Here is a 22,390-nt window from a genome sequence, read left to right as displayed (position 1 = left end):
GATTATGCGTTTCCTTTTGCTTTTTTGATAACTGCTTCTGAAATATTAGAAGGTGTTTCAGCGTAGTGTGAAAATTCCATTGTTGAAGTTGCTCTACCAGAAGATAACGTTCTTAATGTAGTTACATATCCAAACATCTCTGATAAAGGCACATCAGCTTTAATAGTTTTAGCACCAGCTCTATCTCCCATATCATTCACCTGACCTCTACGACGGTTAATATCACCAACGATATCTCCCATGTTTTCTTCCGGCGTAATCACTTCCATCTTCATGATTGGCTCAAGAATTACAGCTCCTGCAGCTTTAGCTACTTCTCTATAACCCATTCTTGCTGCAAGCTCAAAAGAAAGTGCATCAGAATCGACAGGGTGGAAAGATCCGTCCAACAAAGTAACCTTCAAACTATCTACTTGGTATCCTGCTAAAGGACCAGTTTTCATAGCTTCACGGAAACCTTTTTCAACAGAAGGTATGTATTCTTTAGGAACGTTACCTCCTTTTACAGCATTCACAAACTGTAATCCAACTGGAGTTTTACCATCCACTTCATCAGCAGGCTCTAAAATAAATACGATATCACCGAATTTACCACGACCTCCAGATTGTTTCTTGTAAGTTTCTCTATGTTGTGCTTTTTTAGTAAACGCTTCTTTGTATTCAACTTGAGGCTCACCTTGGTTCACTTCAACTTTAAATTCACGTCTCATTCTATCAACCAAGATATCCAAGTGAAGCTCACCCATACCCGAGATAATAGTTTGCCCTGAAGCTTCATCTGTTCTAACAGTAAATGTTGGATCTTCTTCAGCTAATTTAGCCAAAGCCATACCCATTTTATCTACGTCAGCTTTAGTTTTAGGCTCAATAGCAATACCAATTACCGGCGCAGGGAATTTCATTGACTCAAGAATAATTGGGTGTTTTTCATCACACAATGTATCTCCAGTTTTAATATCTTTAAAACCAACAGCAGCTCCAATATCACCAGCCTCAATATATTCGATTGGGTTTTGCTTGTTAGCATGCATTTGGTAGATACGTGAAATTCTTTCTTTGTTTCCTGAACGAGTGTTCAAAACATAAGAACCAGCATCTAAACGTCCTGAGTAAGCACGGAAGAAAGCTAAACGACCTACGAATGGGTCAGTAGCAATTTTAAAAGCTAAAGCAGCAAATGGCTCTTTAACATCTGGCTTACGCAATATTTTAGTTTGATCTTCTTCTAACAATTCAGCATCATCTGGATGAATTCCAGTAATACCTTCTTTATCCATTGGAGAAGGCAAATATTTACATACTGCATCTAACATGAATTGAACTCCTTTGTTTTTGAAAGAAGATCCTGCAATCATAGGAATGATAGCCATATCCATTACAGCTGCTCTTAATGCAATGTTGATTTCTTCCTCTGTAATAGAGTTTTCATCTTCCATGAATTTTTCAAGCAAAGTCTCATCATAATCAGCTACTGCCTCAATAAGAATCGATCTGTATTCTTTTACTTCTTCAAGCATATCTTCAGGAATAGGCACAATATCATAAGTAGCCCCTAAACCTTCTTCATGCCATACTATAGCTTGATTTTTAACTAAATCAACCACACCTTTGAAATCATTTTCTTCACCAATTGGCAAAGTGATTGCAACTGCATTTGATTTCAACATATCTCTTACTTGTTGACATACCATCAAAAAGTTAGATCCTTGTCTATCCATTTTATTAACGAATCCAATACGTGGCACTCTGTATTGATCTGCTAATCTCCAGTTAGTTTCAGATTGTGGTTCAACACCATCAACAGCACTAAATAAGAAAACCAAACCATCAAGTACACGCAAAGAACGATTTACTTCAACTGTAAAGTCAACGTGTCCTGGGGTATCGATAATATTAAAATGATAAGGCAATGTTTCAGGTAAAATTTTACCTTGTGTAGTTGGAAAATTCCATTCACAAGTAGTAGCAGCAGAAGTAATTGTAATACCTCTTTCTTGCTCTTGCGCCATCCAGTCCATTGTCGCAGCACCATCGTGCACTTCACCAATTTTATGTGATTTTCCAGTATAGAATAATATACGCTCTGTTGTTGTTGTTTTACCAGCATCAATATGAGCAGCAATTCCTATATTTCTTGTATATTTAAGATCTCTAGCCATTTCTTAAGAATTAAAATCTAAAGTGAGAGAATGCTTTGTTAGCTTCTGCCATTTTGTGAGTATCCATTCTTTTCTTAACAGCAGCTCCTTCTTCTTTAGCCGCAGCTAAACATTCTGAAGCCAATCTTTGAGCCATTGATTTTTCGTTTCTTCTTCTTGAATAAAGAATCAACCATTTCATAGCCATAGATATTTTTCTGTCTGGTCTAATTTGCATTGGAATTTGAAATGTAGCTCCACCAACTCTACGACTACGTACTTCTACGTGAGGCATAACATTTGTTAAAGCATCTTTCCAAATTTCTAATGAAGGTTTTTCTGCATCTTGCTTTTTCGTTTCTATAATGTCAATTGCATCATAAAAAACTTTAAAAGCTGTTGATTTCTTACCATCCCACATCAAGTTGTTCACAAAACGTGTTACCAATTGGTCATTAAACCTTGGATCTGGTAAAAGTGGTCTTTTCTTTGCCGCTCTTTTTCTCATGTCTTTTTTTTAATAAAATTTCATACCCACACAGCCACGACGAATCGTACCTCTACAGGAATAACGTTTTAAATTACTTTTTCGCTTCTTTTGGTCGTTTTGCTCCGTACTTAGATCTTCTTTGCGTTCTTCCTGCTACTCCTGACGTATCAAGCGCACCACGAACGATGTGATATCTTACTCCTGGCAAATCTTTTACCCTTCCACCCCTAACTAATACTATCGAGTGCTCTTGTAAATTGTGTCCTTCTCCAGGGATGTAGGCATTCACTTCATTACCATTTGTCAAACGTACACGCGCTACTTTACGCATTGCAGAGTTTGGTTTTTTTGGTGTTGTAGTGTAAACACGCGTACAAACCCCTCTTCTTTGAGGACAAGAATCTAAAGCAACCGATTTACTCTTCTTAGTTATCTGAGTTCTTCCTGTTCTTACTAATTGTTGAATTGTTGGCATAATTAATACTAAAAATTTCTTATTATATTAAAATCCCGCTTTTTACGGGGTTGCAAATGTATAAATTAATTTTCACTCTACAAACCATAATTCATTTATTTTCTGAAGAAGTAATTATTTGTTTACTAACAAAATACAAACTCACCCGAACAAATATCATTTTGAGTCTAAAAAAGACATCACAACACAAAAACTTCAATGAGAGATTATTATGATTATTCCAACAAAGAACTGATATTTGCAACACTTCCCATAAAAAAATAAAACTTGAAATCTAAAATTCTCATTTTATCATTCCTCTTAAGCTATATCACATCCTATAGCCAAACTTTCCAATTAAAAATAACTGGAACCACACCCATCGAAACAAAAATCATAGATTCCGTTACATATAAGACAAAACACCAAGACACTAAACAAGTCATTAACGAAATAAATTTATTAAGCAAAAGATTAACTCAAAACGGGTATCTAGAAAACCAAATACTTAAAAAAAACAAAGAAAATGACAGTAGTTACTCTGCGAAAATTTCACTAGGAAGCCAACTTAAAAACATACATATATATATAGGTATAAAAAACACCTCATTTCTACCAAATTATTTAATCACAAATCAAGACAGTATAATATTACCATATTCTCAAACAGAATCATTTTTAAAACATACTACACAAAACTTAGAACAAAATGGCTTTGCCTTTGCAAAAGTAAAACTCATTAATATTCAAAACAAAAAACAAAATCTTTATGCTGATTTATCAATCACTACAGGGACCAAAAGAGTCCTAAATACCATTGAAATAAAATACAGCAACGAACAACAAAAAAAAATATTTCCAAAAGGAGCCAAAAAACAAATCTCCAAAAAATACAAAAACACACTTTTTAACCAACAATCGGTAAAAGAAATTTATGCTGAATTTGAAAAATTCAATTTTGTAAATCAAATTAAATTTCCAGAAATATTATTCACAAATGACACCACCAAAGTATTTGTTTATTTAGAAAAAAGAAAGGCAAATAATTTTGATGGCTACATAGGCTTCAATAATTCCCAGAACAATAAAATACGTTTCAACGGATACCTTGACTTAACTTTGACAAACTCACTTAAACACGGAGAAGAACTATCTATTTATTGGAAAAATGACGGAAATAACCAAAAACTCTTCACTGCGAGCTTGGACATCCCATACTTACTCAATACCTCAATAGCACTTAAAGCACAAATTAATATTTTCAAACAAGATAGCATCTTTCAAAATTCCAAAACAGATTTACATCTCGGCTACTCCTTAGATTACAGCAGAAGGATCTACCTAGGCTATGAATCAACAGAATCAAGCGAAATTCAAAACTCTAACACATCCAACTTAACGGATTTTAAAAACACTTTTTACACCACTTCTATAGAAATAAAAAACATTAATAAAAAAAACACCCTATTCCCTATAAAATCATGCGTAAACATAAGAATCGGCACTGGAAATAGAAGCACAACCACAGACACCTCATTAAAACAAAATTTTGGAAATTTTAACATAATGAATGATTTTTATATTAATGAGAAAAATATTATAAATGTTAAAAATCAAAATTATTATTTAAAAAGCGAATCTTACCTCACGAATGAATTATTTCGTTTTGGCGGAGTTAATTCAATAAGAGGATTTACAGAAAATAGCTTACAAGCCAATTTAATGATAGCCCTAATTACTGAATATCGATATTTGATTTCCCCAAATTTATACTTCAATTCAATACTAGATTACTGTTATTATCAAGACCCAACAGCACCACTAGAAAAAAACAAAAATGAAAAACTTCTTGGCATAGGACTCGGTTTTGGATTGCAAACACTAAACGGCTTATTAAAATTCGCTATTACAAATGGTAAGACAAAAAATGAAGAAATAAAATTTTATAACACAAACATAACGATAAGTTATAATGTTAAATTTTAGCTTTAACAAAAAAAAGAGTTTCAGATATTAGGATAGTTAACAAATTATTATGATTTTTGCCTCACTAATTCAAAATATTTAAAAATGAAACTAAAGTTCAATGGATTCTTAGTACTCTTAGTAGTACTAGTGGCGCAACTAACTTTTGCGCAAGAAAGATCTGTTTCAGGGATTGTTTCCGACAATGCAGGCATGCCTTTACCAGGTGTGAGTGTATTAGTGAAAGGGACAAAAAATGGAACTCAATCAGATTTTGATGGAAAATATTCTATCAAAGCAGCACCAAGCGATGTATTGGTATTTAGCTACGTTGGAATGAAGACTTCAGAGAAATCTGCAAGTTCAGCTACAGTCAATGTAAAATTAGCAAGTGATGCTACACAATTAGAAAGCGTAGTAGTTACTGCATTAGGTGTTTCAAGAGAAAAGAAGTCTTTAGGCTATGCATCTCAAAAACTAGACGCTGCTGCAATTAACACTGCACCAACAACAAATTTCTTGAACAATCTGTCTGGAAAAGTTGCAGGTCTTGAAATAAGAAGCAATTCAAATTTTGGAGGATCGACAAACATTGTACTAAGAGGAACAAAAAGTATCACAGGAAATAATCAAGCTTTGATTGTTGTTGATGGTGTACCTTTAGCCAATGCGAATTTAAATGATTCAGATACTCAAACAGGGAGAGACGGATTTGATTTTGGTAACTCCGCATCAGATATTGACCCTAATAACGTAGAATCTGTAAACGTTCTTAAAGGTGCCGCTGCTACAGCTTTATATGGTAGTTCTGCTGCCAACGGAGCAATTATGATTACGACTAAAAAAGGAAAGAAAAATGCTGGTCTGGGCGTTTCATTCAGCACAACTGCATCCGTTGGAGTAATTGATAAATCTACATTCGTTCATTACCAGAAACAATATGGTGGTGGTGGTTATGATGGTCATGATAACTTCACTTATACAGATGTTGACGGCGATGGTGTTGATGACAGAGTTGTACCAACTGGATACGACATTTCTTACGGTAATGCTTTTGATGGCCTACCAGCATACCAATGGAATGCTTTTGCGCCAGGAAATGCTAATTTTGGAAAGGCAACTCCATGGGTTGCAGCAACAAATGACCCTACCACTTTCTTTGAAAAAGCATTTAACACTATAAACAGTTTGAACCTAAATGGAGGTGATGACAAAAGTGCCTTTAACTTAAGCATAACGAATAATTCAGACAAAGGGGTTTTACCAAATAGCAGCCTTAAAAGAAACGTTCTTAATGGTAATTTCTCTAGAGACTTAAGTGATAAATTGACTGCAAGAGCTTTCTTTACCTTTACTGATCAAAATACTATTGGTAGAAATAGTTTAGGTTATGGAGATAATTTTATAGGTGGATTTAGACAATGGTGGCAAACTAACGTTGACATAAAAGAGTTAAAACAGGAATATTTCAGAAATAATGATAACATTACCTGGAATATGAATGACCCACTATCAGGCGATTTAAAACCTGCATATTGGAATAATCCATATTGGGACAGATACGAAAACTACGAAAGCGATGTTAGACGTAGAATCACAACAGGAGCAAACTTGAGCTATGACGTTACCGAAAATTTAAACTTATTAGGTAGAGCAACAATCGACAACTCTAACGACAGACAAGAGCTTAGAAAACAGGTTGGAAGTCATGCAGAAGAATTTGGAATTAGTCAAATTAGTGAATCTTCAGGATATTCCTTATACACTAGAGCATTTCTTCAACAAACATATGATTTCATAGCTACATATGATATTAAATTAAGCCCTACTGTTAGTGGTAAAGTATTAGGTGGAGCAACACTTGTGAAATCAAGAGTTGATTCATTTAACGGATCAACTACTGGTGGTCTTGTTAAACCAGGACTTTACACATTAGCAAATTCAAAGGAATTTGTTGCCCCAGTAGAAACCGAAATAAATTCTGAAAAATCAGGATTGTATGCACAGGCTTCGCTTGATTACAACAAAACCGTATACTTAGAAGGATCATATCGTCGTGATCAATCAACAAGCCTATATGTGGACAACAATACTTATGATTACTATTCTATTGGATCAAGTTTTGTTTTTTCAGAACTATTGCAAGCAGATTGGTTATCTTTGGGAAAACTGAGACTTAATTATGCGCAGGTTGGAAATGATCCCGCTGCTGGTCAATTGGGTGCAAGAATTAATAATGGTTTATTGAATGGAAATCCATTATTTCAAAACAGCGCTACATTTGTTCAATTCCAAAACTTAAAACCTGAGACACAAAGAAGCTGGGAGGCTGGTTTAGAAGCTTCATTGTTCAGCAATAGATTAACTATGGATTTATCTGTTTACAAAACTAATACAGTAGACCAAATTTTCAACGTGCCTCAATCTCCATCAACAGGATATAGCTTTTCACAGATCAACGCTGGTGAACTTGAAAACAGAGGTATTGAAGTAGTTTTGGGAGGATATCCAATTAAAACTAAAGATTTCCAATGGCAAGTTAATGTAAACTGGTCAAAAAACGAAAATAAAGTTGTTTCATTAAACGAAGGAAGAACAAATCTTCAATTGGCTAGTTGGAATCAAAATGTTACCCTTAATGCAACTGTTGGCGAACAATATGGTGCCATCAGAGGACAAGGAATAGCTCGTGATCCTAATGGAAATAAAATTGTCGATGCAGATGGAAGTTACGTAACTGTCGATAATCAAATAATTGGTAACATTCAGGCAAAATGGATAGGTGGTATGTCAAATAAATTTACTTATAAAGATTTTTCTTTTAACTTTTTAATTGATATGAAAAAGGGAGGAAGCGTTTTCTCACTTGATCAGGCATACGGACAAGACACAGGTCAAGGAGTTCAAACTGCATACATCAATGACTTAGGCAATCCAGTTAGAAATACTTTAGCTGATGGTGGTGGGTATATCAACCCAGGTGTTATGTTAGATTCAAATGGGAATTACGTTACCAACACAACTCGTGTAGATGCATCTGACTCTAGTGAAGCAAGCGGTATGGGTTTTGGAGTTTCCGGAAATCCGAATAGCAATTTTGTATATGATGCTTCTTATGTTAAACTTAGAGAAGTAGGTTTAACCTATTCTTTCCCTTCAAAATATCTTGGACAAAGCTTTATTAAAGATATGTCATTCAGTTTAATTGGTAATAACGTTTGGATTATTGACAAAAATTTACCGGACGCAGATCCTGAAGCTGGAACCTCTGCGGGTAATATACAGGGATTTCAGTCTGGAGTTATGCCATCAGTTAAAACATATTCTTTTAACCTAAAAGTAAAATTCTAAAAAAATGAAAAAAATAATATATTCAATAGCAATATTGTCATTAATAATGACAAGTTGTGTAAGCGATGATCTCACTTTTAACGAGAATAAAGATGCGGCTTATGAAGTTCCGGCAGCTACTTTATTTGCAAATTCTCAAAAAGCGTTAACAGATCAATTGACTAGCCCTAGTGTAAATGAAGGTGCCATATTTAGATATTTCCCTCAGTACTTAGCAGCAACACAGTACACCACAGAATCAAGATATAGAGTAAGCTCAAGATCAATACCTGATCGTCATTGGAGAATTTTATATGCTACTGTACTTGGTGGTTTAGAATCTGCAAAAGAGGTAATTCCAACTGAAGTTGCACCTACTGGAGTTTCTGATTCACAATTTCAAAGTGAGCAAAAAAACAAGCTTGCAATTATAGAAATTTTTGAAGTTTACACCTATCAAATAATAGTTGATTCATTTGGAAATGTACCTTATACAGATGCATTACAACCAAAAACAAATGTTTTACCTAAATATGAGGATGGAGCTACAATCTATACAAAACTAATTACAAGATTAGATGCAGCTATAGCAAATTTAGACGTTAGCAATAAATCTTTTAGTACAGGTGATATTGTTTACAAAGGTGATGTTGCAAAATGGAAACTTTTTGCAAACTCATTAAAAGTAAAACTAGGAGTTAATCTTATTGATACGAATCCTACATTAGCAAAAAGCACAATTGAAAGTGGTTACAACGGTGGAGTAATAACAACAAATGGAAATAATGCAGCATTTAAATATGCTGTATCTGCTCCAAATTACAATCCTATTTACGAAAATCTAGTAGCATCTGGCAGAAATGATTTTGTTCCTGCTGCAACGATAGTAAATGAGATGAATACATTAAATGACCCTAGAAGAGCGCAATATTTTACACCATTAAGTTCTGGACTTTATAAAGGAGGAAAATATGGTTACACAAATATATACACGAATTTTTCTCACGTAAATCCTATTCTAACAGCTCCAGATTTCCCTTCATTATTAATGGAAGCAACTGAAGTGAATTTTTATCTAGCCGAAGCTGCTTTAAATGGATTTTCAGTTGGAAATTCAACTGAATATTATTACAACCAAGCAATTACTGCTTCTTTTGAAAATTGGGGTATTAAAGATCAAGCAGCAGCTTATTTATTAGACCCAAATGTTGCTTTTACATCTCCAGGATCTGGTAAAGATAAAATTGCTAAACAAGAATGGATTGCATTTTATAACAGAGGATTTGAAGCCTGGACAGCTTATCGTAGATTAGATATCCCTGCCTTACTTGCTCCTGCAAATGCATATTCTGAAGCTGAAGGTCAAGTTCCAAAAAGGTTAAACTACCCTGTTAATGAACAAACAGTTAACGGTGCAAATTGGCAAGCGGCATCTGCTTCAATCCCTGGTGGAGACAAGTTAAAATCACATGTTTTCTGGGATAAAAACTAATTTATTTCATAAATTTAATACACCTAAACCACCAGCCTTGCTGGTGGTTTTTTTTATACAAACCTTTTACTTAACTTTGCCGCATGGAAAAAGAACATCAAATATTTGGGATTAGAGCAATAATTGAAGCCATACAAGCGGGCGCAACGGTAGATAAAGTCTATATTCAAAAGGAAGCAAGTAGCGAACTGATGAAAGACTTGATGAAAGTGATGAAACGTGGCAATATCAATTTCTCTTATGTACCTGTTGAAAAACTTAACAGACTTACTCCTAACAACCACCAAGGTGCAGTAGCAACCATCTCCCCTATTTCCTTTTTTGATTTGGAAACCTTAATAGAAACAGTTATTGATAACGGTAAGAAACCTTTGTTTTTAATTTTGGATCAAATATCGGATGCTCGTAATTTTGGTGCTATTATCAGAACAGCAGAATGTACAGGAGTAAATGGAATCATTGTTCAAAAAGCAGGTTCGGCTCCAGTAAATGGAGATACGGTTAAAACTTCGGCAGGTGCGGTATTTAATATTCCGATTTGTAAAGTGGAGCACATAAAAGATGCAATTTTCCTTTTGCAAGCCAGCGGAATCAAAACCGTTGCTGCCACCGAAAAAACTGAACAAAATATTTATGATATTTCTTTGAATGAACCTGTAGCAATTATTATGGGATCAGAAGACAGAGGAGTAAATCCATCTGTTCTTAAAATCGTTGACGAGAAAGCAAAACTACCTATGTTTGGATCTATTGGTTCTCTAAACGTTTCGGTAGCCTGTGGCGCTTTTTTATACGAAGCAGTTAGACAACGAAGCTAAAAGATTGCGGATTTTATAATTCAAATTACAGAATTTGGATTGAAAAATTTCACTTCAAGAAATAAACACAAAATGAATCAAGACTCTGGTTTTGATTCATTTTTTTCGTTTATATCCTCTATATTTTCTACAAAATCATAAACTACATTCGAATTCGAAAGAAAAAAAGGACTGATTTCAGATGCAGTTTCCTCAATAATTTCAGGCTTTGGTGGATTGACAAAATTTCCGTTTTCGTCAAAGCGTTGCATAAATTTATCTTCTGACGGATTGTAATCCGAGCGTTCCCAATCGTACTTTATTACTTTCTTGAATTCTGGTTTCTTGTAGAAAAAAGTAAGTACAAAACCGACTATCAATCCGGATAAATGGCCTTCCCAAGAAATGGTTTCATCAATTTTTGGAAAAACATACCAAACCGTTCCACCATAGAGCACCACAACGGTGAGTGATAAAGCTACCAATCGATAATACTGGGTTTGAATTCCTTTGAAAAAAATAAAAGAAACCAATACATAAATTAAACTGCTGGCACCAATATGGTAATTTTCCCTTCCAATAATCCAAGTTAGTGTTCCCGAAAGTAAAATTCCGTAAACTAGTATCCCAAATGCTTCTTTTCTGTAAAAAAAGAATAGCGCTGCTAATAGCACTAATAAAGGAATCGAATTATTATAAAGATGTTCAATATTCGAATGAATGAATGGGCTAAAAACAATGCCTTGTAATCCAGAAAAAGTTCTTGGCAAAATTCCGTTGTTATCAAAATCGAAACCAAAACGAATTTCTAACCAATAAACAAACCAGAGGAACAATACGAAAAAAAGTGGTACTCCTATAACGGCATTTGTGAATTTAAAATGATTTTCTTCCATTTTTTTTTACAACTCAGATTGTTAGACTTCTTAGATTCGTTAGACAGATTATTTTTTTGCTTTATAATACCCATTAAACAAATCAAAAATGTATCCAAAAGCAATTTAGTGCTATTTTGTCATATAAAAATAATTTTGGTTCTGAAAACGAATGCCCTAGCCCTGATAGAAGTAAAAATCCTCCCTGGCCGGGGTTCGGCTAGGGAGATTGAAACGGATAGCAGGAATAGCTCCTGAAAAATATACTTATAAAAACTGAAAATTGCGTAATTTTACCGCATGGAAGCACCACTGGCAGAACGCATACGCCCACAAAAACTAGAAGATTACATCAGTCAATCCCATTTGGTTGGACCAAACGGCTCGTTGACGCAACAGATTTCTAAAGGGATTATCCCGTCCCTAATATTCTGGGGGCCTCCTGGAACGGGCAAAACAACTTTAGCACAAATTATTGCCCAAGAGTCGAAACGTCCATTTTATATCTTGAGTGCTATCAACTCTGGAGTGAAGGACATTAGGGATGTGATTGAAAAAGCACGACAGAGCGGTGGTTTATTCACCGCCAAAAACCCTATTTTGTTTATTGACGAGATTCATCGTTTTAGTAAATCACAACAGGATTCTTTATTGGCTGCTGTTGAAAAAGGATGGATTACCCTTATTGGTGCTACTACCGAAAATCCGAGTTTTGAAGTTATTCCCGCTTTATTGTCGCGTTGTCAGGTTTATGTTTTGAATGCGTTTACTAAGGCAGATTTAGAACACTTGTTGCAAAGAGCTGTGAAAACAGATATTCATTTGTCCACAAAAAAGATTGAACTGCGTGAAACAGAAGCACTGTTAAGGCTTTCCGGCGGCGATGGACGCAAACTATTAAATATTTTTGAACTCGTCGTAAATGCCTCTGCTGATGACGAAGTTTTAATCACCAATGACCGCGTTTTTGAATTGGTCCAGCAAAATACGGTTTTGTATGACAAAAGTGGTGAACAACATTATGACATTGTCTCGGCCTTTATAAAATCGATACGGGGGAGTGATCCCAATGGTGCTGTTTATTGGTTGGCACGAATGATTGAAGGTGGTGAGGATGTGAAATTTATTGCGCGTAGAATGTTGATTTTATCCAGTGAAGATATTGGAAATGCAAATCCAACTGCTTTTATTATGGCCAATAATGCTTTTCAGGCAGTCTCTACCATTGGTTATCCAGAAAGCCGGATTATTTTGAGTCAGTGCGCTATTTATCTTGCCACTTCACCCAAAAGCAATGCTTCGTATTTGGCAATTGGAACCGCTCAACAATTAGTTAAACAAACTGGTGATTTACCTGTACCTATACATTTGCGCAACGCTCCGACCAAATTAATGAAAGAATTAGGATATGGCGAGGATTATAAATATTCTCATGATTATGCCAATAATTTTGCCGAGCAGGAATTCTTACCAGACGCTCTAAGCAACACCCCAATTTATGTTCCAGGAACTAATTCCCGAGAAAATACGACTCGTGAATTCTTAAAAAATCGTTGGAAGAATAAATATGGGTATTAAGATTTTAGATTGCAGATTTCAGAATGCAAAATTTAGATTAGAGAATATTCTATAAATAAAAACCTCGGAGCAGAGCCACCGAGGTTTTATTTTAAAAAACTCTCCACTGCCGAAGCAGAGCTTCCGGGAATTGAACTGGAGAAGATTAAAACTTCACTTTTATTTTTTCCGACATCAAAGTATCTTTTTCATAATATTCAAAGTACCATTGGTTATCTTTTAGAACCAACGTTCCTTGTATATCGCCTTTAGATGCTAAATAAATTGCAGGGTTAGTGGTTTTGTATGCTTTCATAACCACTTTTGGAGTACTGTCCACTAACTGAAATCCATTTTTGATAGGCTGTGCAAACAAAACTGAACCATCCGGTTCGGCACTGCTGCTTGGCACATTTACGGCAACGGCTGCAGTAGGCACTGGAACAGCCATTGAGACAACTGATACTATAGCAGGAGATACCACTGATGCATTTTGATTAGCCACAACTGCTTTTCCGTTGTATTTATAGTGTAGCGCGTAAACGGAGGTAAAAGCTGCATTTAGTGCCTCGGCATAGGCTACTTCATAATCTTTCTCTTTGCTTTTCCCTACTTCAGATTTAAAAATGACTTTACCATTACAATCTTTAAGTATTACATACAATTTAGTTATCAAAAAACCATTTTCTTTCAATACATCCACGTTTAAAAGACTACATCTATCACTATACTCTTTTGGAATGGCTTCGTTGGTATAAAAGGCCTGAAAACCTGCTTTATGCAAATTGAATTTTGTCAATGTATTGAGTCGATATTGATTTTCCTGTTTCACAAAATCATACTTTACAGGCACAATAACAGCTACATAATCATTTACCGATTGAGAAAAACCATAGCTTGAAATAAATAATAATAATAATAGGAACAGAAATTTAGTTTTCATGATTTATAAATATTTTTTTAATTCTAATAAACGTGTTACTTGCTTGATATTTTCTTCTACTTTAATTTTTTTGTCATTAAAAAAAATAGCATCCAATCCTGCATCTAAAGCTCCTTGTACATCTGCCTCTAGACAATCACCAATCATTATACTATTTTCTTTATTGGCTTGAGCCTGATTAAGAGCATACTCAAAAATAACAGGATTAGGTTTCTTAACCCCCGCCATCTCCGAATTGGTTATTGTTTTGAAAAATCCCGCAATATTCGAGTTGTTAATTTTTTTGTACTGAACCTCGGCAAAGCCATTGGTAATAATATGCAATTTATACTTTTTTTCAAGATATTCCAGCACTTCAATTGTGCCATCAAACAAACGATTATTTTCCGGCAATAACTCAATATAATCATGCGCAATACTCTCTATTTGATCATCGGAAACAAAATATTCCAAAGCATCAAAAGTATGTTTAAGACGATTATACCTTAATTCAGCATGCGTTATTTTATCATATTGGTATAACTTCCAACAAGCCTGATTGATGGGAGCATACTTCTCTATAAAATCAGCTATTTGAATCGTTGGGTGATCTTTCTTGAAAATAGCTTCAAAAGCCAATTCCGAATTGACATCAAAATCCCAAAGTGTGTGATCTAAGTCGAAAAATATATCGGTTATTTTAGTAGAAAACATGTAATGCTATTATTTAAAAATTCGTTTGTCGAAAGGAAAATCGGCTTGTTCTATAATTTTAATTTTATAAAAATCAAAATGATACGGATTAATCAAAAAATTAAAATCGCCTTTTACTACAGCAGAAGGTACTTTTAAAACACAAGCTTTATTTCTTTTTATAAAATCATCTCCCAAAAGAGGCGTTTCAAAGGTACAAGGAAAAACATTCCAATCTAAATTTACTTTATTGAGATCTAAAACTTCAACCAAAATAGTATCTGGAATATCAATTGTTAACATTACAAAATCATTGGGTAATGTTGCCAATGAAAGATGGACTAAAACTTCGGCCATTGCCAAAGCCCTATTTTGGGCACAATAAATAATCTCAGTCCCTTTTGAATTCCAACGCGCTCCCGAAATTGACGCGCCTTTTCCGGATAACTCAATGGGATATTTTTTGCGTGCTAACCGAAAAACTTCCATTATACAAAAATCCCTTGGTCAATTTTATTCAATTCATTTACCACCATTTCTTTGCCGTAAGAATCTTTGAGTAATTCTATAGGCTGCAGATTTCCAAGTGCAAATGAAGGTGTGTTTAACCACAAATAAAACTGTGCTTCAGTATCAAAAACGGTATTCCCCAAAGAAGTTACCTCAGCCAATTCCAATATTTTTTCGGATTGTAACGGTTTGAAAATAAAATCCTCTTTGATTTTATTTCTTTGAAGTGATTTTGTAGAAATCCCTAAAAATGAAGCCCAATCCTCCTCGTTAAAAGGAGTTATTTCTTTTATCAAATTGAAAAGTTCATACGGAATTCCTTCGCGAATAGAATGAATAATTAGCATTCTATTTTTCAAAAACTCATCATAAGTAATCTTCTTATTCAAAAGCTTATATCCCCTCTCCTGCTCCACTCTATTGACTAAAACTCTAACGGCTTTATCAATAGCTTCTCTTGGTTTTAACTTAATCGCTTCCATAAAAATACATTTGTCCGCAAATATACGACAAATGTCCAACTGAAACAAATTATTTAAAATATCCCTTCATCAGCAAAACTATAATACCCTTTTTCTGTAATTATTATATGATCCAATACAGGAATATCTAATTGCTGCCCTGCTGTTTTAATTTTTTTTGTTATTTGAATATCGGCATCGCTGGCTTGCAATTTTCCGGAAGGATGATTGTGCGTGAGAATTATTGCCGTTGCATTTTGCTCGAAAGCCAATTTAAAAACAATTCGGACATCCACCATTGTTCCCGTCATTCCGCCTTTGCTTAATTGTGATTTGGAAAGTATCTTATTGGAATTATTCAAAAACAAAACCCAAAATTCTTCATGGGGCAGTTCTCCTATTATGGGCTGCATCACTTCAAAAACCGCTTTACTGGATGTTACTTTTGTTAACTCAACTGCTTCTTCACTTCGTCTTCTCCTCCCCAACTCCATTGCGGCAATTATCGAAATCGCCTTGGCTTCGCCAATTCCTTTAAAATTCATTAATTGTGCAATAGATAGCTTTCCCAAAGCATTCAAATTATGATCTACACTTGCCAAAATTCGTTTACTCAAACCCACCGCCGATTCATTTCGGCTTCCAGAACCAATCAATATTGCAATCAATTCGGCATCACTCAAAACACTTTTACCTTTGAGCATTAGTTTTTCTCTAGGTTTATCGTCTTCTGACCAGTTAGTAATTGGGAAAAATGAAGTTTCCGACATAGGCTTATTTTCTAAATTTGTTTTCTCATGCAAACACTATTCTCAGAATCCACATAAGGTTCGTAATTATCGACAATAGCATATCCAACTTTTTGATACAAACTAATCGCTTCCTGTTGTTTATGCAAGGTTTCTAAAATAGAAACAGAATAACCTAATTCCGTTGCCCAAAGCTCTAATTCCTGCAATATCCTTTGAGCCAAACCTAATCCGCGCGCTTCTGGAGAAACAAACATCCGTTTTATTTCAATTGCAATTTTATCATATTTCTTGAAACAGCCGCACGCTACCGGTTTTTCGTTCCGATAAATAACGACAACATTTGGATTCAATTCGATGATATTATTTCCCCAATAATTGGCTTTCAATTCGGGGTAACGTTCCCATAAATACGCATCAAATGTCTTTATCAACGATAAAAAATCAGGGTTTTCGCTGGTTGTTTTTACAACTTTTATTTTTGAGTCCATATATCTAGATTCTTAGTTTGGCTAATATATTAAAAAAAGAGAAAAATCATACATTAAAATTCTTTTCTTATTTTGATAAAGATTCTGAGGAAAATATGCAAAATAAAAATGTGCCAATTACAAAATCGTAATTAGCACATTATACATTCTATGCAATAATTTATTATGCTATCAATTCTTTTACCTCATCAAAGTTCAAACCTCCATAATTACCTGAACTCATCAGCAATAAAGCTGAATTCTCCAGATCTAGATTAAACAAATAGTCTTTAAAATCTTTTGGATTCGTGTAAATGATCAGATCTTCTCTATTGAAAGCTTTGGCAATTTGTTCATAGGTCACTTCTTCTAATTGCTTAATTTTGACTGCATCCGGAGAATAGAAAACAACAGCAACATCAGCATATTCGAGTGCGCCTTCGTATTCTTTCAAAAATTCGGCATTCAAACTACTGTACGTGTGCAATTCCAAACAAGCCACAACAGTACGGTTTGGATATTGCTCTTTTACCGCTTTCGTTGTCGCAGAGACTTTACTCGGCGAGTGCGCAAAATCTTTGTAGGCTACTTTAGTTTTGCTTTCAGCAATTATTTCCAAACGTTTGGATGCCCCTTTGAAACTGGCAATAGCTTCATAGAAATCGGCTTCATCGACTCCCATATTTTGGCAAATCCACTTGGCTCCAGCCAGATTATTTAAATTATGTGCACCAAATACTTCAATAGGCATAGGCCCATCTGGGGTTTCCAAAAGTGTCACACCGTCTTTTACCGCGTATTTTGGTGTTGTATATGGTATTTTACGAATAGGATTAGTTGCTTTTTCGGCAACACGTTTCACTTCAGAATCGTCTTCATTGTAAACCAAAATACCACCATTTGTAATTTTATCAATGAAAATTTCAAACTGTTCTACATAAAAATCATAAGTTGGAAAAACATTGATGTGATCCCAAGCAATACCTGAAATCAAAGCAATATTGGGTTGATATAAATGAAATTTAGGCCTTCTGTCAATTGGTGAAGACAAATATTCATCGCCTTCCAAAACAATAAAATCATTCTCTTCGGTAAGATGCACCATTGTATCGAAACCTTCCAATTGAGCCCCCACCATATAATCCACTTCAATATTATGGTAATGCATCACGTGCAAAATCATTGAGGTAATAGTCGTTTTCCCATGAGAACCACCAATAACAACACGGGTCTTATTTTTGGATTGTTCGTATAAAAACTCTGGATACGAATAAATTTTTAGTCCTAATGCCTGAGCTCTCAAGAGTTCTGGATTATCAGCTTTGGCGTGCATTCCAAGAATTACGGCTTCAATATCGGAAGTGATTTTCTCTGGAAACCACCCCAACTCTGCAGGCATAATTCCCTTTTTTTCCAATCTTGATTTTGAAGGTTCAAAAATAGCATCATCACTTCCCGTAACTTGATATCCTTTGTTGTATAATGCCAATGCTAAGTTATGCATTGCGCTTCCGCCTATGGCAATGAAATGTGTTTTCATTTATTGTTCTTTATATTGCTTTTATCTAATAATCGATTACTCTATTTCTTATTTTTATACTCTTCCCAAATGGCATTGGATTTATCGGGTTGTTTCATTTTGTTTTTATACAAATCGGCCAATTTTTGATAACAAACCTTAGAACCTCCAATCAAAATAGCTCTTTTGTATTGCTGTTCAGCACTGCTATATCTGTTGAAATATTCCTCAATATGACCTCGTGACAAATACCCATCAACTGGAGATATTTCCCTTAATTCTGTTGAATACTTAATAGCCTTGGATTCACTTCCACCAACAATCCCCGGCAGTTTCAAATTTAATTCGATTAATGCCCATCGCGCTTCAACATGTTTTGGATTTAACAGTATGGCTTTTTCAAAAGAAGACCTTATCTCACTAATCATTCCCAAGGCTTTAAATTTATTAACCTCCAATGATTTCATTCCTAAAGCTCCTCCATATTTGTAATAAAAATTCGCTTCGGTGGGTTTTAATATTTTTAGTTTTTTATAATACCCTATCGCTTTATCCCAAGACTTATCATATCCTGCAATATCACCCAAATACTCTATTGCTTTAAGATTTGACGGATTACTTTTTAGGTAGCTTTCCAGAATAGGTTGCGCTTGATCGAATTTCCCGTCAACGAACAATTTTTCCCCTTTTTCAAAAGATTGGGAACATAATAGTATTGGAAATAACAAAAAGAAGCTTGCCAGTAGTTTCATCCTCCAAAAATAAAGAATTTATAAACGAATAATGATCTTTTAACTTAAAAATAGGATTGGAATTAAATCAATATTACGGCTAGAAACATTGCACGACTTGCGCTTTAATCATAAAAAAAGCGCAAAAGTCTTGATCTTTTGCGCTTTTCAATCATTCTGCCATTAACAGTCTTTTATTTCCCTGGCTCCAATTGTGTACTCACTGCAATTCTGTTCCATGCATTTATGGTTACAACCTCCATTATAATTTGAGCGATTGTGTTTTGGTCAAAAACTTGTCCTGCTTTTTTATACGTTTCATCAGACAAACCATGATTATGAATCAAAGTGATTTCTTCGGTGATGGCCAAAATTGTCTTTTCTTCCTCTGTAAATAAATCGGTTTCACGCCAAGCGTTCAGTAAAAAAATACGTTGATTAGTTTCTCCGTATTTTAAAGCATCTTTCGTGTGCATATCAATACAAAACGCACATCCATTAATCTGGGAAGCCCTAATTTTTATTAATTCTTTACGTGTTTTTGACAATTGAGATGTTGCCAAATACCCTTCCAAAGCATACATGGCTTTATAAGCCTGAGGTTCTACTTCGTTGATGTTTATTCTCTTTTCCATTTTTTTTGTTTTAAATTAACAGGACAAATTTCTGGAATAGATACTGCAAAAAACTTAAACCAGTTTAAGAACGCTTTTTATTCCTGATTTCGCTTAAATATTCTGGAGTAAACCCTAAAAAAGAAGCAATCAAATATTGAGGAATACGTTGTACAAATTCAGGATGTCCTTTGCAAAGGTGATCATAGAATTCTTCTTTCGAAAAATCATAAAGGTATTTTAGACGTATTTGTGCAGCAGCATACGCCCGCTGGTAAATAAATCTGAAATAACGTTCCATTTTGGGAAATTCGATTAATAATTCTTCTTGTGCCTCACGGTCGATGACTAAAATCTCAGAATTCTCTACTGCCTGAATGTAAAATTCTGTTGACAAACCTCGCTCATAAGCAAAATTGTCTGTTAGCCACCAATTTTCAATGGCAAATTCTGTGGTTTGTTCAATTCCTTTTTCATTGATGAAAAATTTGCGCAGACAACCGTTGAGCATAAAATAATGTGATTTACAAATCTGTCCTTCCACAAGCAAATTCTCTTTTTTCTTTACTTTTCTAATCTGAAAAAAAGCTAAAATAGCAGAAAATTCTCTTTCATCTATATCGATGAATTTTTCTAGATGATTTTTAAATATTTCAGGCATGATTTTTTTAAGGGTTAAATTTGATGTCTTTATTTTTTATTCAAATTTACTAATCATTCAATCCCTTTCCATTAAGAATTTGCGATATGCATTTTTCAACTCTTGCTTCCCGGGTTTTGGATTGTTTGGGTGCCGAAAAATACAACAGATATGCTTTCTGTCTTCCTGATGTTAAACCTTCGAAAGCCTTTTTCAAATCGGGGAATCCGTCTAGTCTTATTTGAAATTCTTCGGCTACGACAAATTCCTCGGTCTTTTTAAATTCAACTTCCAAACCAGCTTTTTCCACTTCAATAGCTTCATAAATATAAGCTTTCAAGACGGATTCCATTGGCACAATTTCCTGAACATTAGTAAACCGAATCTGTCGCGCTGCCTGTACATTTTTCGTTTGTTGAATCAAGATACCATTAGAATCATTCAATAAAGCCCCTTTGAAAAACAAAAAAGCACAGTATTCTTTAAACTCATGAATTAAAACGATATTATTCCCTTGAAACATATAACAAGGACACCCCCATTTCAATTCTTCTGTCAGATGACATTCCAGAGCAATCCTTCTTAATTGCTCCAATGCTGTTTGCCATTTTGAGGATTTATCAAAATAAAAATCAACCTTAGGATTCATAAAATTCATTTATTGATTAACACAATTCTTTTTTATCAAAAGGAAAACTAGTTGGAATTTATTTATTACAAATAACTCAACCACCATTTCTCCTTGTTCCTTTGTTTATATTTGTCAAACTTTTTACATAAGGGATAAAGCATCAAAATAATTCCTATCCAAACGGTGTAAACCAACCAAAGACTAAAACCATAACCTTTCATATTGGGTTCAAATCCGATCCATGTGGAGAAAATAAATTTTTGCCAGCCAAAACCAGACAGTTCTGCAAAAATCATTGCTATTATGTGAATGATGTAGAGATGTAGAATGTAATAGAAAAAAGGAACTCTTCCGAAAGTGGAAAAGAAATCCACAATCTTTCCTTTGAGTTTTTCAGTGTTAGCCAAAAATAAGAAAGCTCCCCCCAAAGTCATCAATACATACAAAAGTGATGGAGGATATTTACTTGGATTCAAGAAAGAAATCAAGTCTTGGGATACAGTATCATACTGTTCAAACAGCCTTGAGTCTCCATACAAATTTGTCAATCTCAATAGAATAAAAACGATAATTGCAATTCCTCCAATATAGTTGAATAATTTTTTTCGCTTATTACTGTCAAAAGATTTATCATAAAAAGCACCGAAATAATACCCTAAAGCCATTACTGCAATCCATGGAACAAGTGGGTATCCAATCAATAGTTGGGTATGTTCAGATAGTGAATAAAAAGTTTGTTCATGAATAAGAGACCACAATACATTACCCGAAAAATGAACGTTGTCAAACAGATTATGACAGCAAATAAGCAGCAAGCTAAAAATTAGAATATAGGTTCTTGGTAAATAAATTAAAGCCGCCAAGACTATCATGCTAATTCCCAATGACCATATTACAAGCAAGCCAAAAGTCCTGAAATGAACATCAAAAAACCAAGCAAAACCAACAACCGTCAACTCTATAAAAACCAACCAAAGTCCTCTTTTGAATAAAAAACCAGATAACTCTTTCTTAGTTTTCCTTTTTCCAACCATAAATGCGGACATTCCAGCCAAAAAACTAAAGGTAGGCGCACAAAAATGAGTTATCCATCGTGTAAAAAAGATGGGCAAATTACTTTGAATGGGATCTGTTGGATCAAAAAAGAAAGCCGAATAATGAAAATAATCCCTCACATGGTCGAGTGCCATTATGACCATCACCAAACCTTTTAGTAAGTCAATGGATTCGATTCTGGTATTGGAAAGTGATGTCATAAATTAGGCTATTAAATAGTTATAGTGCGTTAAAGAGTATGTTTCGTCATAACAGATTGCAGCAATAAAACTAAATACAACATATTTACCACAAGC

The 22,390-nt window shown here is 34.5% G+C and carries 21 protein-coding genes; 5 read left to right on the top strand and 16 right to left on the bottom strand.

Going from position 1 to position 22,390, the window contains the following annotated elements:
- Window positions 1–2 precede the first annotated feature (2 nt).
- From fusA to rpsL, 3 genes are all read right to left on the bottom strand, one after another.
- The gene (gene fusA, locus KZH69_RS07255; RefSeq protein WP_219316789.1) at window positions 3–2,159 is read right to left on the bottom strand and encodes an elongation factor G; all 2,157 of its coding nucleotides are present in this window, start codon (window positions 2,157–2,159) and stop codon (window positions 3–5) included.
- Window positions 2,160–2,169: 10 nt separating this feature from the next.
- Window positions 2,170–2,646, bottom strand: a complete 477-nt coding sequence (rpsG, locus tag KZH69_RS07250) for a 30S ribosomal protein S7 (protein ID WP_143391055.1) — start codon at window positions 2,644–2,646, stop codon at window positions 2,170–2,172.
- A 73-nt stretch (window positions 2,647–2,719) separates the two neighbouring features.
- Window positions 2,720–3,103, bottom strand: coding sequence for a 30S ribosomal protein S12 (gene rpsL, locus KZH69_RS07245; protein ID WP_007136570.1), 384 nt, complete (start codon window positions 3,101–3,103; stop codon window positions 2,720–2,722).
- A 267-nt stretch (window positions 3,104–3,370) separates the two neighbouring features.
- Here rpsL and KZH69_RS07240 point away from each other — a divergent pair, with 267 nt between their 5' ends.
- The 4 genes from KZH69_RS07240 (at window position 3,371) to rlmB (ending at window position 10,687) form a co-directional block, all read left to right on the top strand.
- On the top strand, window positions 3,371–5,068 hold the full coding sequence (locus KZH69_RS07240; RefSeq protein ID WP_255557668.1) for a BamA/TamA family outer membrane protein: 1,698 nt from the start codon (window positions 3,371–3,373) through the stop codon (window positions 5,066–5,068).
- An 84-nt stretch (window positions 5,069–5,152) separates the two neighbouring features.
- Window positions 5,153–8,398, top strand: coding sequence for a SusC/RagA family TonB-linked outer membrane protein (locus tag KZH69_RS07235; RefSeq protein WP_219316788.1), 3,246 nt, complete (start codon window positions 5,153–5,155; stop codon window positions 8,396–8,398).
- A gap of 4 nt (window positions 8,399–8,402) precedes the next feature.
- Complete coding sequence (locus tag KZH69_RS07230; protein ID WP_219316787.1) at window positions 8,403–9,869, top strand: SusD/RagB family nutrient-binding outer membrane lipoprotein; 1,467 nt, start codon at window positions 8,403–8,405, stop codon at window positions 9,867–9,869.
- Window positions 9,870–9,952: 83 nt separating this feature from the next.
- Window positions 9,953–10,687, top strand: coding sequence for a 23S rRNA (guanosine(2251)-2'-O)-methyltransferase RlmB (gene rlmB / locus KZH69_RS07225; RefSeq protein WP_219316786.1), 735 nt, complete (start codon window positions 9,953–9,955; stop codon window positions 10,685–10,687).
- Window positions 10,688–10,764: 77 nt separating this feature from the next.
- Here the strand turns inward: rlmB and KZH69_RS07220 are convergent, their stop codons facing one another.
- Entirely contained in the window at window positions 10,765–11,562 is a 798-nt protein-coding gene (locus tag KZH69_RS07220) for a rhomboid family intramembrane serine protease (RefSeq protein ID WP_219316785.1), read from the bottom strand.
- Window positions 11,563–11,841: 279 nt separating this feature from the next.
- Between KZH69_RS07220 and KZH69_RS07215 the strand changes: the two genes are divergently transcribed.
- Complete coding sequence (locus tag KZH69_RS07215; protein ID WP_219316784.1) at window positions 11,842–13,119, top strand: replication-associated recombination protein A; 1,278 nt, start codon at window positions 11,842–11,844, stop codon at window positions 13,117–13,119.
- 145 nt (window positions 13,120–13,264) lie between these two features.
- Here the strand turns inward: KZH69_RS07215 and KZH69_RS07210 are convergent, their stop codons facing one another.
- From KZH69_RS07210 to KZH69_RS07155, 12 genes are all read right to left on the bottom strand, one after another.
- A complete protein-coding gene (locus KZH69_RS07210; RefSeq protein WP_219316783.1) occupies window positions 13,265–14,041 on the bottom strand; it encodes a hypothetical protein in 777 nt (258 codons plus the stop codon).
- A 3-nt stretch (window positions 14,042–14,044) separates the two neighbouring features.
- Window positions 14,045–14,734 (bottom strand): YjjG family noncanonical pyrimidine nucleotidase, encoded by a 690-nt coding sequence (locus tag KZH69_RS07205; protein ID WP_219316782.1) that lies wholly within the window; start codon window positions 14,732–14,734, stop codon window positions 14,045–14,047.
- A gap of 9 nt (window positions 14,735–14,743) precedes the next feature.
- A complete protein-coding gene (locus tag KZH69_RS07200) occupies window positions 14,744–15,202 on the bottom strand; it encodes an RES family NAD+ phosphorylase (RefSeq protein ID WP_219316781.1) in 459 nt (152 codons plus the stop codon).
- The gene (locus tag KZH69_RS07195; protein WP_219316780.1) at window positions 15,202–15,705 is read right to left on the bottom strand and encodes an Xre family toxin-antitoxin system antitoxin; all 504 of its coding nucleotides are present in this window, start codon (window positions 15,703–15,705) and stop codon (window positions 15,202–15,204) included. Before KZH69_RS07195 ends, KZH69_RS07200 begins: the two co-directional genes overlap by 1 nt.
- A gap of 53 nt (window positions 15,706–15,758) precedes the next feature.
- On the bottom strand, window positions 15,759–16,454 hold the full coding sequence (gene radC, locus KZH69_RS07190; protein WP_219316779.1) for a RadC family protein: 696 nt from the start codon (window positions 16,452–16,454) through the stop codon (window positions 15,759–15,761).
- 11 nt (window positions 16,455–16,465) lie between these two features.
- On the bottom strand, window positions 16,466–16,924 hold the full coding sequence (locus tag KZH69_RS07185) for a GNAT family N-acetyltransferase (protein ID WP_219316778.1): 459 nt from the start codon (window positions 16,922–16,924) through the stop codon (window positions 16,466–16,468).
- A gap of 163 nt (window positions 16,925–17,087) precedes the next feature.
- Window positions 17,088–18,443: a UDP-N-acetylmuramate--L-alanine ligase gene (locus tag KZH69_RS07180; RefSeq protein WP_219316777.1), complete on the bottom strand. Its 1,356-nt coding sequence runs from the start codon at window positions 18,441–18,443 to the stop codon at window positions 17,088–17,090.
- A gap of 41 nt (window positions 18,444–18,484) precedes the next feature.
- Window positions 18,485–19,174 carry a tetratricopeptide repeat protein gene (locus tag KZH69_RS07175; protein WP_219316776.1) on the bottom strand — a complete coding sequence of 230 codons (690 nt, stop codon included), beginning with the start codon at window positions 19,172–19,174 and terminating at the stop codon, window positions 18,485–18,487.
- Window positions 19,175–19,347: 173 nt separating this feature from the next.
- Window positions 19,348–19,788: a carboxymuconolactone decarboxylase family protein gene (locus KZH69_RS07170; RefSeq protein ID WP_219316775.1), complete on the bottom strand. Its 441-nt coding sequence runs from the start codon at window positions 19,786–19,788 to the stop codon at window positions 19,348–19,350.
- 64 nt (window positions 19,789–19,852) lie between these two features.
- Window positions 19,853–20,428: a Crp/Fnr family transcriptional regulator gene (locus KZH69_RS07165; protein WP_219316774.1), complete on the bottom strand. Its 576-nt coding sequence runs from the start codon at window positions 20,426–20,428 to the stop codon at window positions 19,853–19,855.
- A gap of 49 nt (window positions 20,429–20,477) precedes the next feature.
- Complete coding sequence (locus KZH69_RS07160; protein ID WP_219316773.1) at window positions 20,478–21,056, bottom strand: YdeI/OmpD-associated family protein; 579 nt, start codon at window positions 21,054–21,056, stop codon at window positions 20,478–20,480.
- Between the two features lie 65 nt (window positions 21,057–21,121).
- Window positions 21,122–22,294 (bottom strand): acetyltransferase domain-containing protein, encoded by a 1,173-nt coding sequence (locus KZH69_RS07155; RefSeq protein ID WP_219316772.1) that lies wholly within the window; start codon window positions 22,292–22,294, stop codon window positions 21,122–21,124.
- Window positions 22,295–22,390 lie beyond the last annotated feature (96 nt).

This window comes from Flavobacterium taihuense (assembly GCF_019351435.1).
Taxonomy (GTDB): Bacteria; Bacteroidota; Bacteroidia; order Flavobacteriales; family Flavobacteriaceae; genus Flavobacterium; species Flavobacterium taihuense.
This window is presented reverse-complemented; position numbering and strand designations above follow the sequence as displayed.

What these genes read in the sequence shown, in the direction of transcription:
- fusA (WP_219316789.1), bottom strand. Translation starts at nt 2,159, where the DNA reads ATGGCTAGAGATCTTAAATATACAAGAAATATAGGAATTGCTGCTCAT.
- rpsG (WP_143391055.1), bottom strand. Translation starts at nt 2,646, where the DNA reads ATGAGAAAAAGAGCGGCAAAGAAAAGACCACTTTTACCAGATCCAAGG.
- rpsL (WP_007136570.1), bottom strand. Translation starts at nt 3,103, where the DNA reads ATGCCAACAATTCAACAATTAGTAAGAACAGGAAGAACTCAGATAACT.
- KZH69_RS07235 (WP_219316788.1), top strand. Translation starts at nt 5,153, where the DNA reads ATGAAACTAAAGTTCAATGGATTCTTAGTACTCTTAGTAGTACTAGTG.
- KZH69_RS07230 (WP_219316787.1), top strand. Translation starts at nt 8,403, where the DNA reads ATGAAAAAAATAATATATTCAATAGCAATATTGTCATTAATAATGACA.
- rlmB (WP_219316786.1), top strand. Translation starts at nt 9,953, where the DNA reads ATGGAAAAAGAACATCAAATATTTGGGATTAGAGCAATAATTGAAGCC.
- KZH69_RS07220 (WP_219316785.1), bottom strand. Translation starts at nt 11,562, where the DNA reads ATGGAAGAAAATCATTTTAAATTCACAAATGCCGTTATAGGAGTACCA.
- KZH69_RS07215 (WP_219316784.1), top strand. Translation starts at nt 11,842, where the DNA reads ATGGAAGCACCACTGGCAGAACGCATACGCCCACAAAAACTAGAAGAT.
- KZH69_RS07210 (WP_219316783.1), bottom strand. Translation starts at nt 14,041, where the DNA reads ATGAAAACTAAATTTCTGTTCCTATTATTATTATTATTTATTTCAAGC.
- KZH69_RS07205 (WP_219316782.1), bottom strand. Translation starts at nt 14,734, where the DNA reads ATGTTTTCTACTAAAATAACCGATATATTTTTCGACTTAGATCACACA.
- KZH69_RS07200 (WP_219316781.1), bottom strand. Translation starts at nt 15,202, where the DNA reads ATGGAAGTTTTTCGGTTAGCACGCAAAAAATATCCCATTGAGTTATCC.
- KZH69_RS07195 (WP_219316780.1), bottom strand. Translation starts at nt 15,705, where the DNA reads ATGGAAGCGATTAAGTTAAAACCAAGAGAAGCTATTGATAAAGCCGTT.
- radC (WP_219316779.1), bottom strand. Translation starts at nt 16,454, where the DNA reads ATGTCGGAAACTTCATTTTTCCCAATTACTAACTGGTCAGAAGACGAT.
- KZH69_RS07185 (WP_219316778.1), bottom strand. Translation starts at nt 16,924, where the DNA reads ATGGACTCAAAAATAAAAGTTGTAAAAACAACCAGCGAAAACCCTGAT.
- KZH69_RS07180 (WP_219316777.1), bottom strand. Translation starts at nt 18,443, where the DNA reads ATGAAAACACATTTCATTGCCATAGGCGGAAGCGCAATGCATAACTTA.
- KZH69_RS07175 (WP_219316776.1), bottom strand. Translation starts at nt 19,174, where the DNA reads ATGAAACTACTGGCAAGCTTCTTTTTGTTATTTCCAATACTATTATGT.
- KZH69_RS07170 (WP_219316775.1), bottom strand. Translation starts at nt 19,788, where the DNA reads ATGGAAAAGAGAATAAACATCAACGAAGTAGAACCTCAGGCTTATAAA.
- KZH69_RS07165 (WP_219316774.1), bottom strand. Translation starts at nt 20,428, where the DNA reads ATGCCTGAAATATTTAAAAATCATCTAGAAAAATTCATCGATATAGAT.
- KZH69_RS07160 (WP_219316773.1), bottom strand. Translation starts at nt 21,056, where the DNA reads ATGAATCCTAAGGTTGATTTTTATTTTGATAAATCCTCAAAATGGCAA.
- KZH69_RS07155 (WP_219316772.1), bottom strand. Translation starts at nt 22,294, where the DNA reads ATGACATCACTTTCCAATACCAGAATCGAATCCATTGACTTACTAAAA.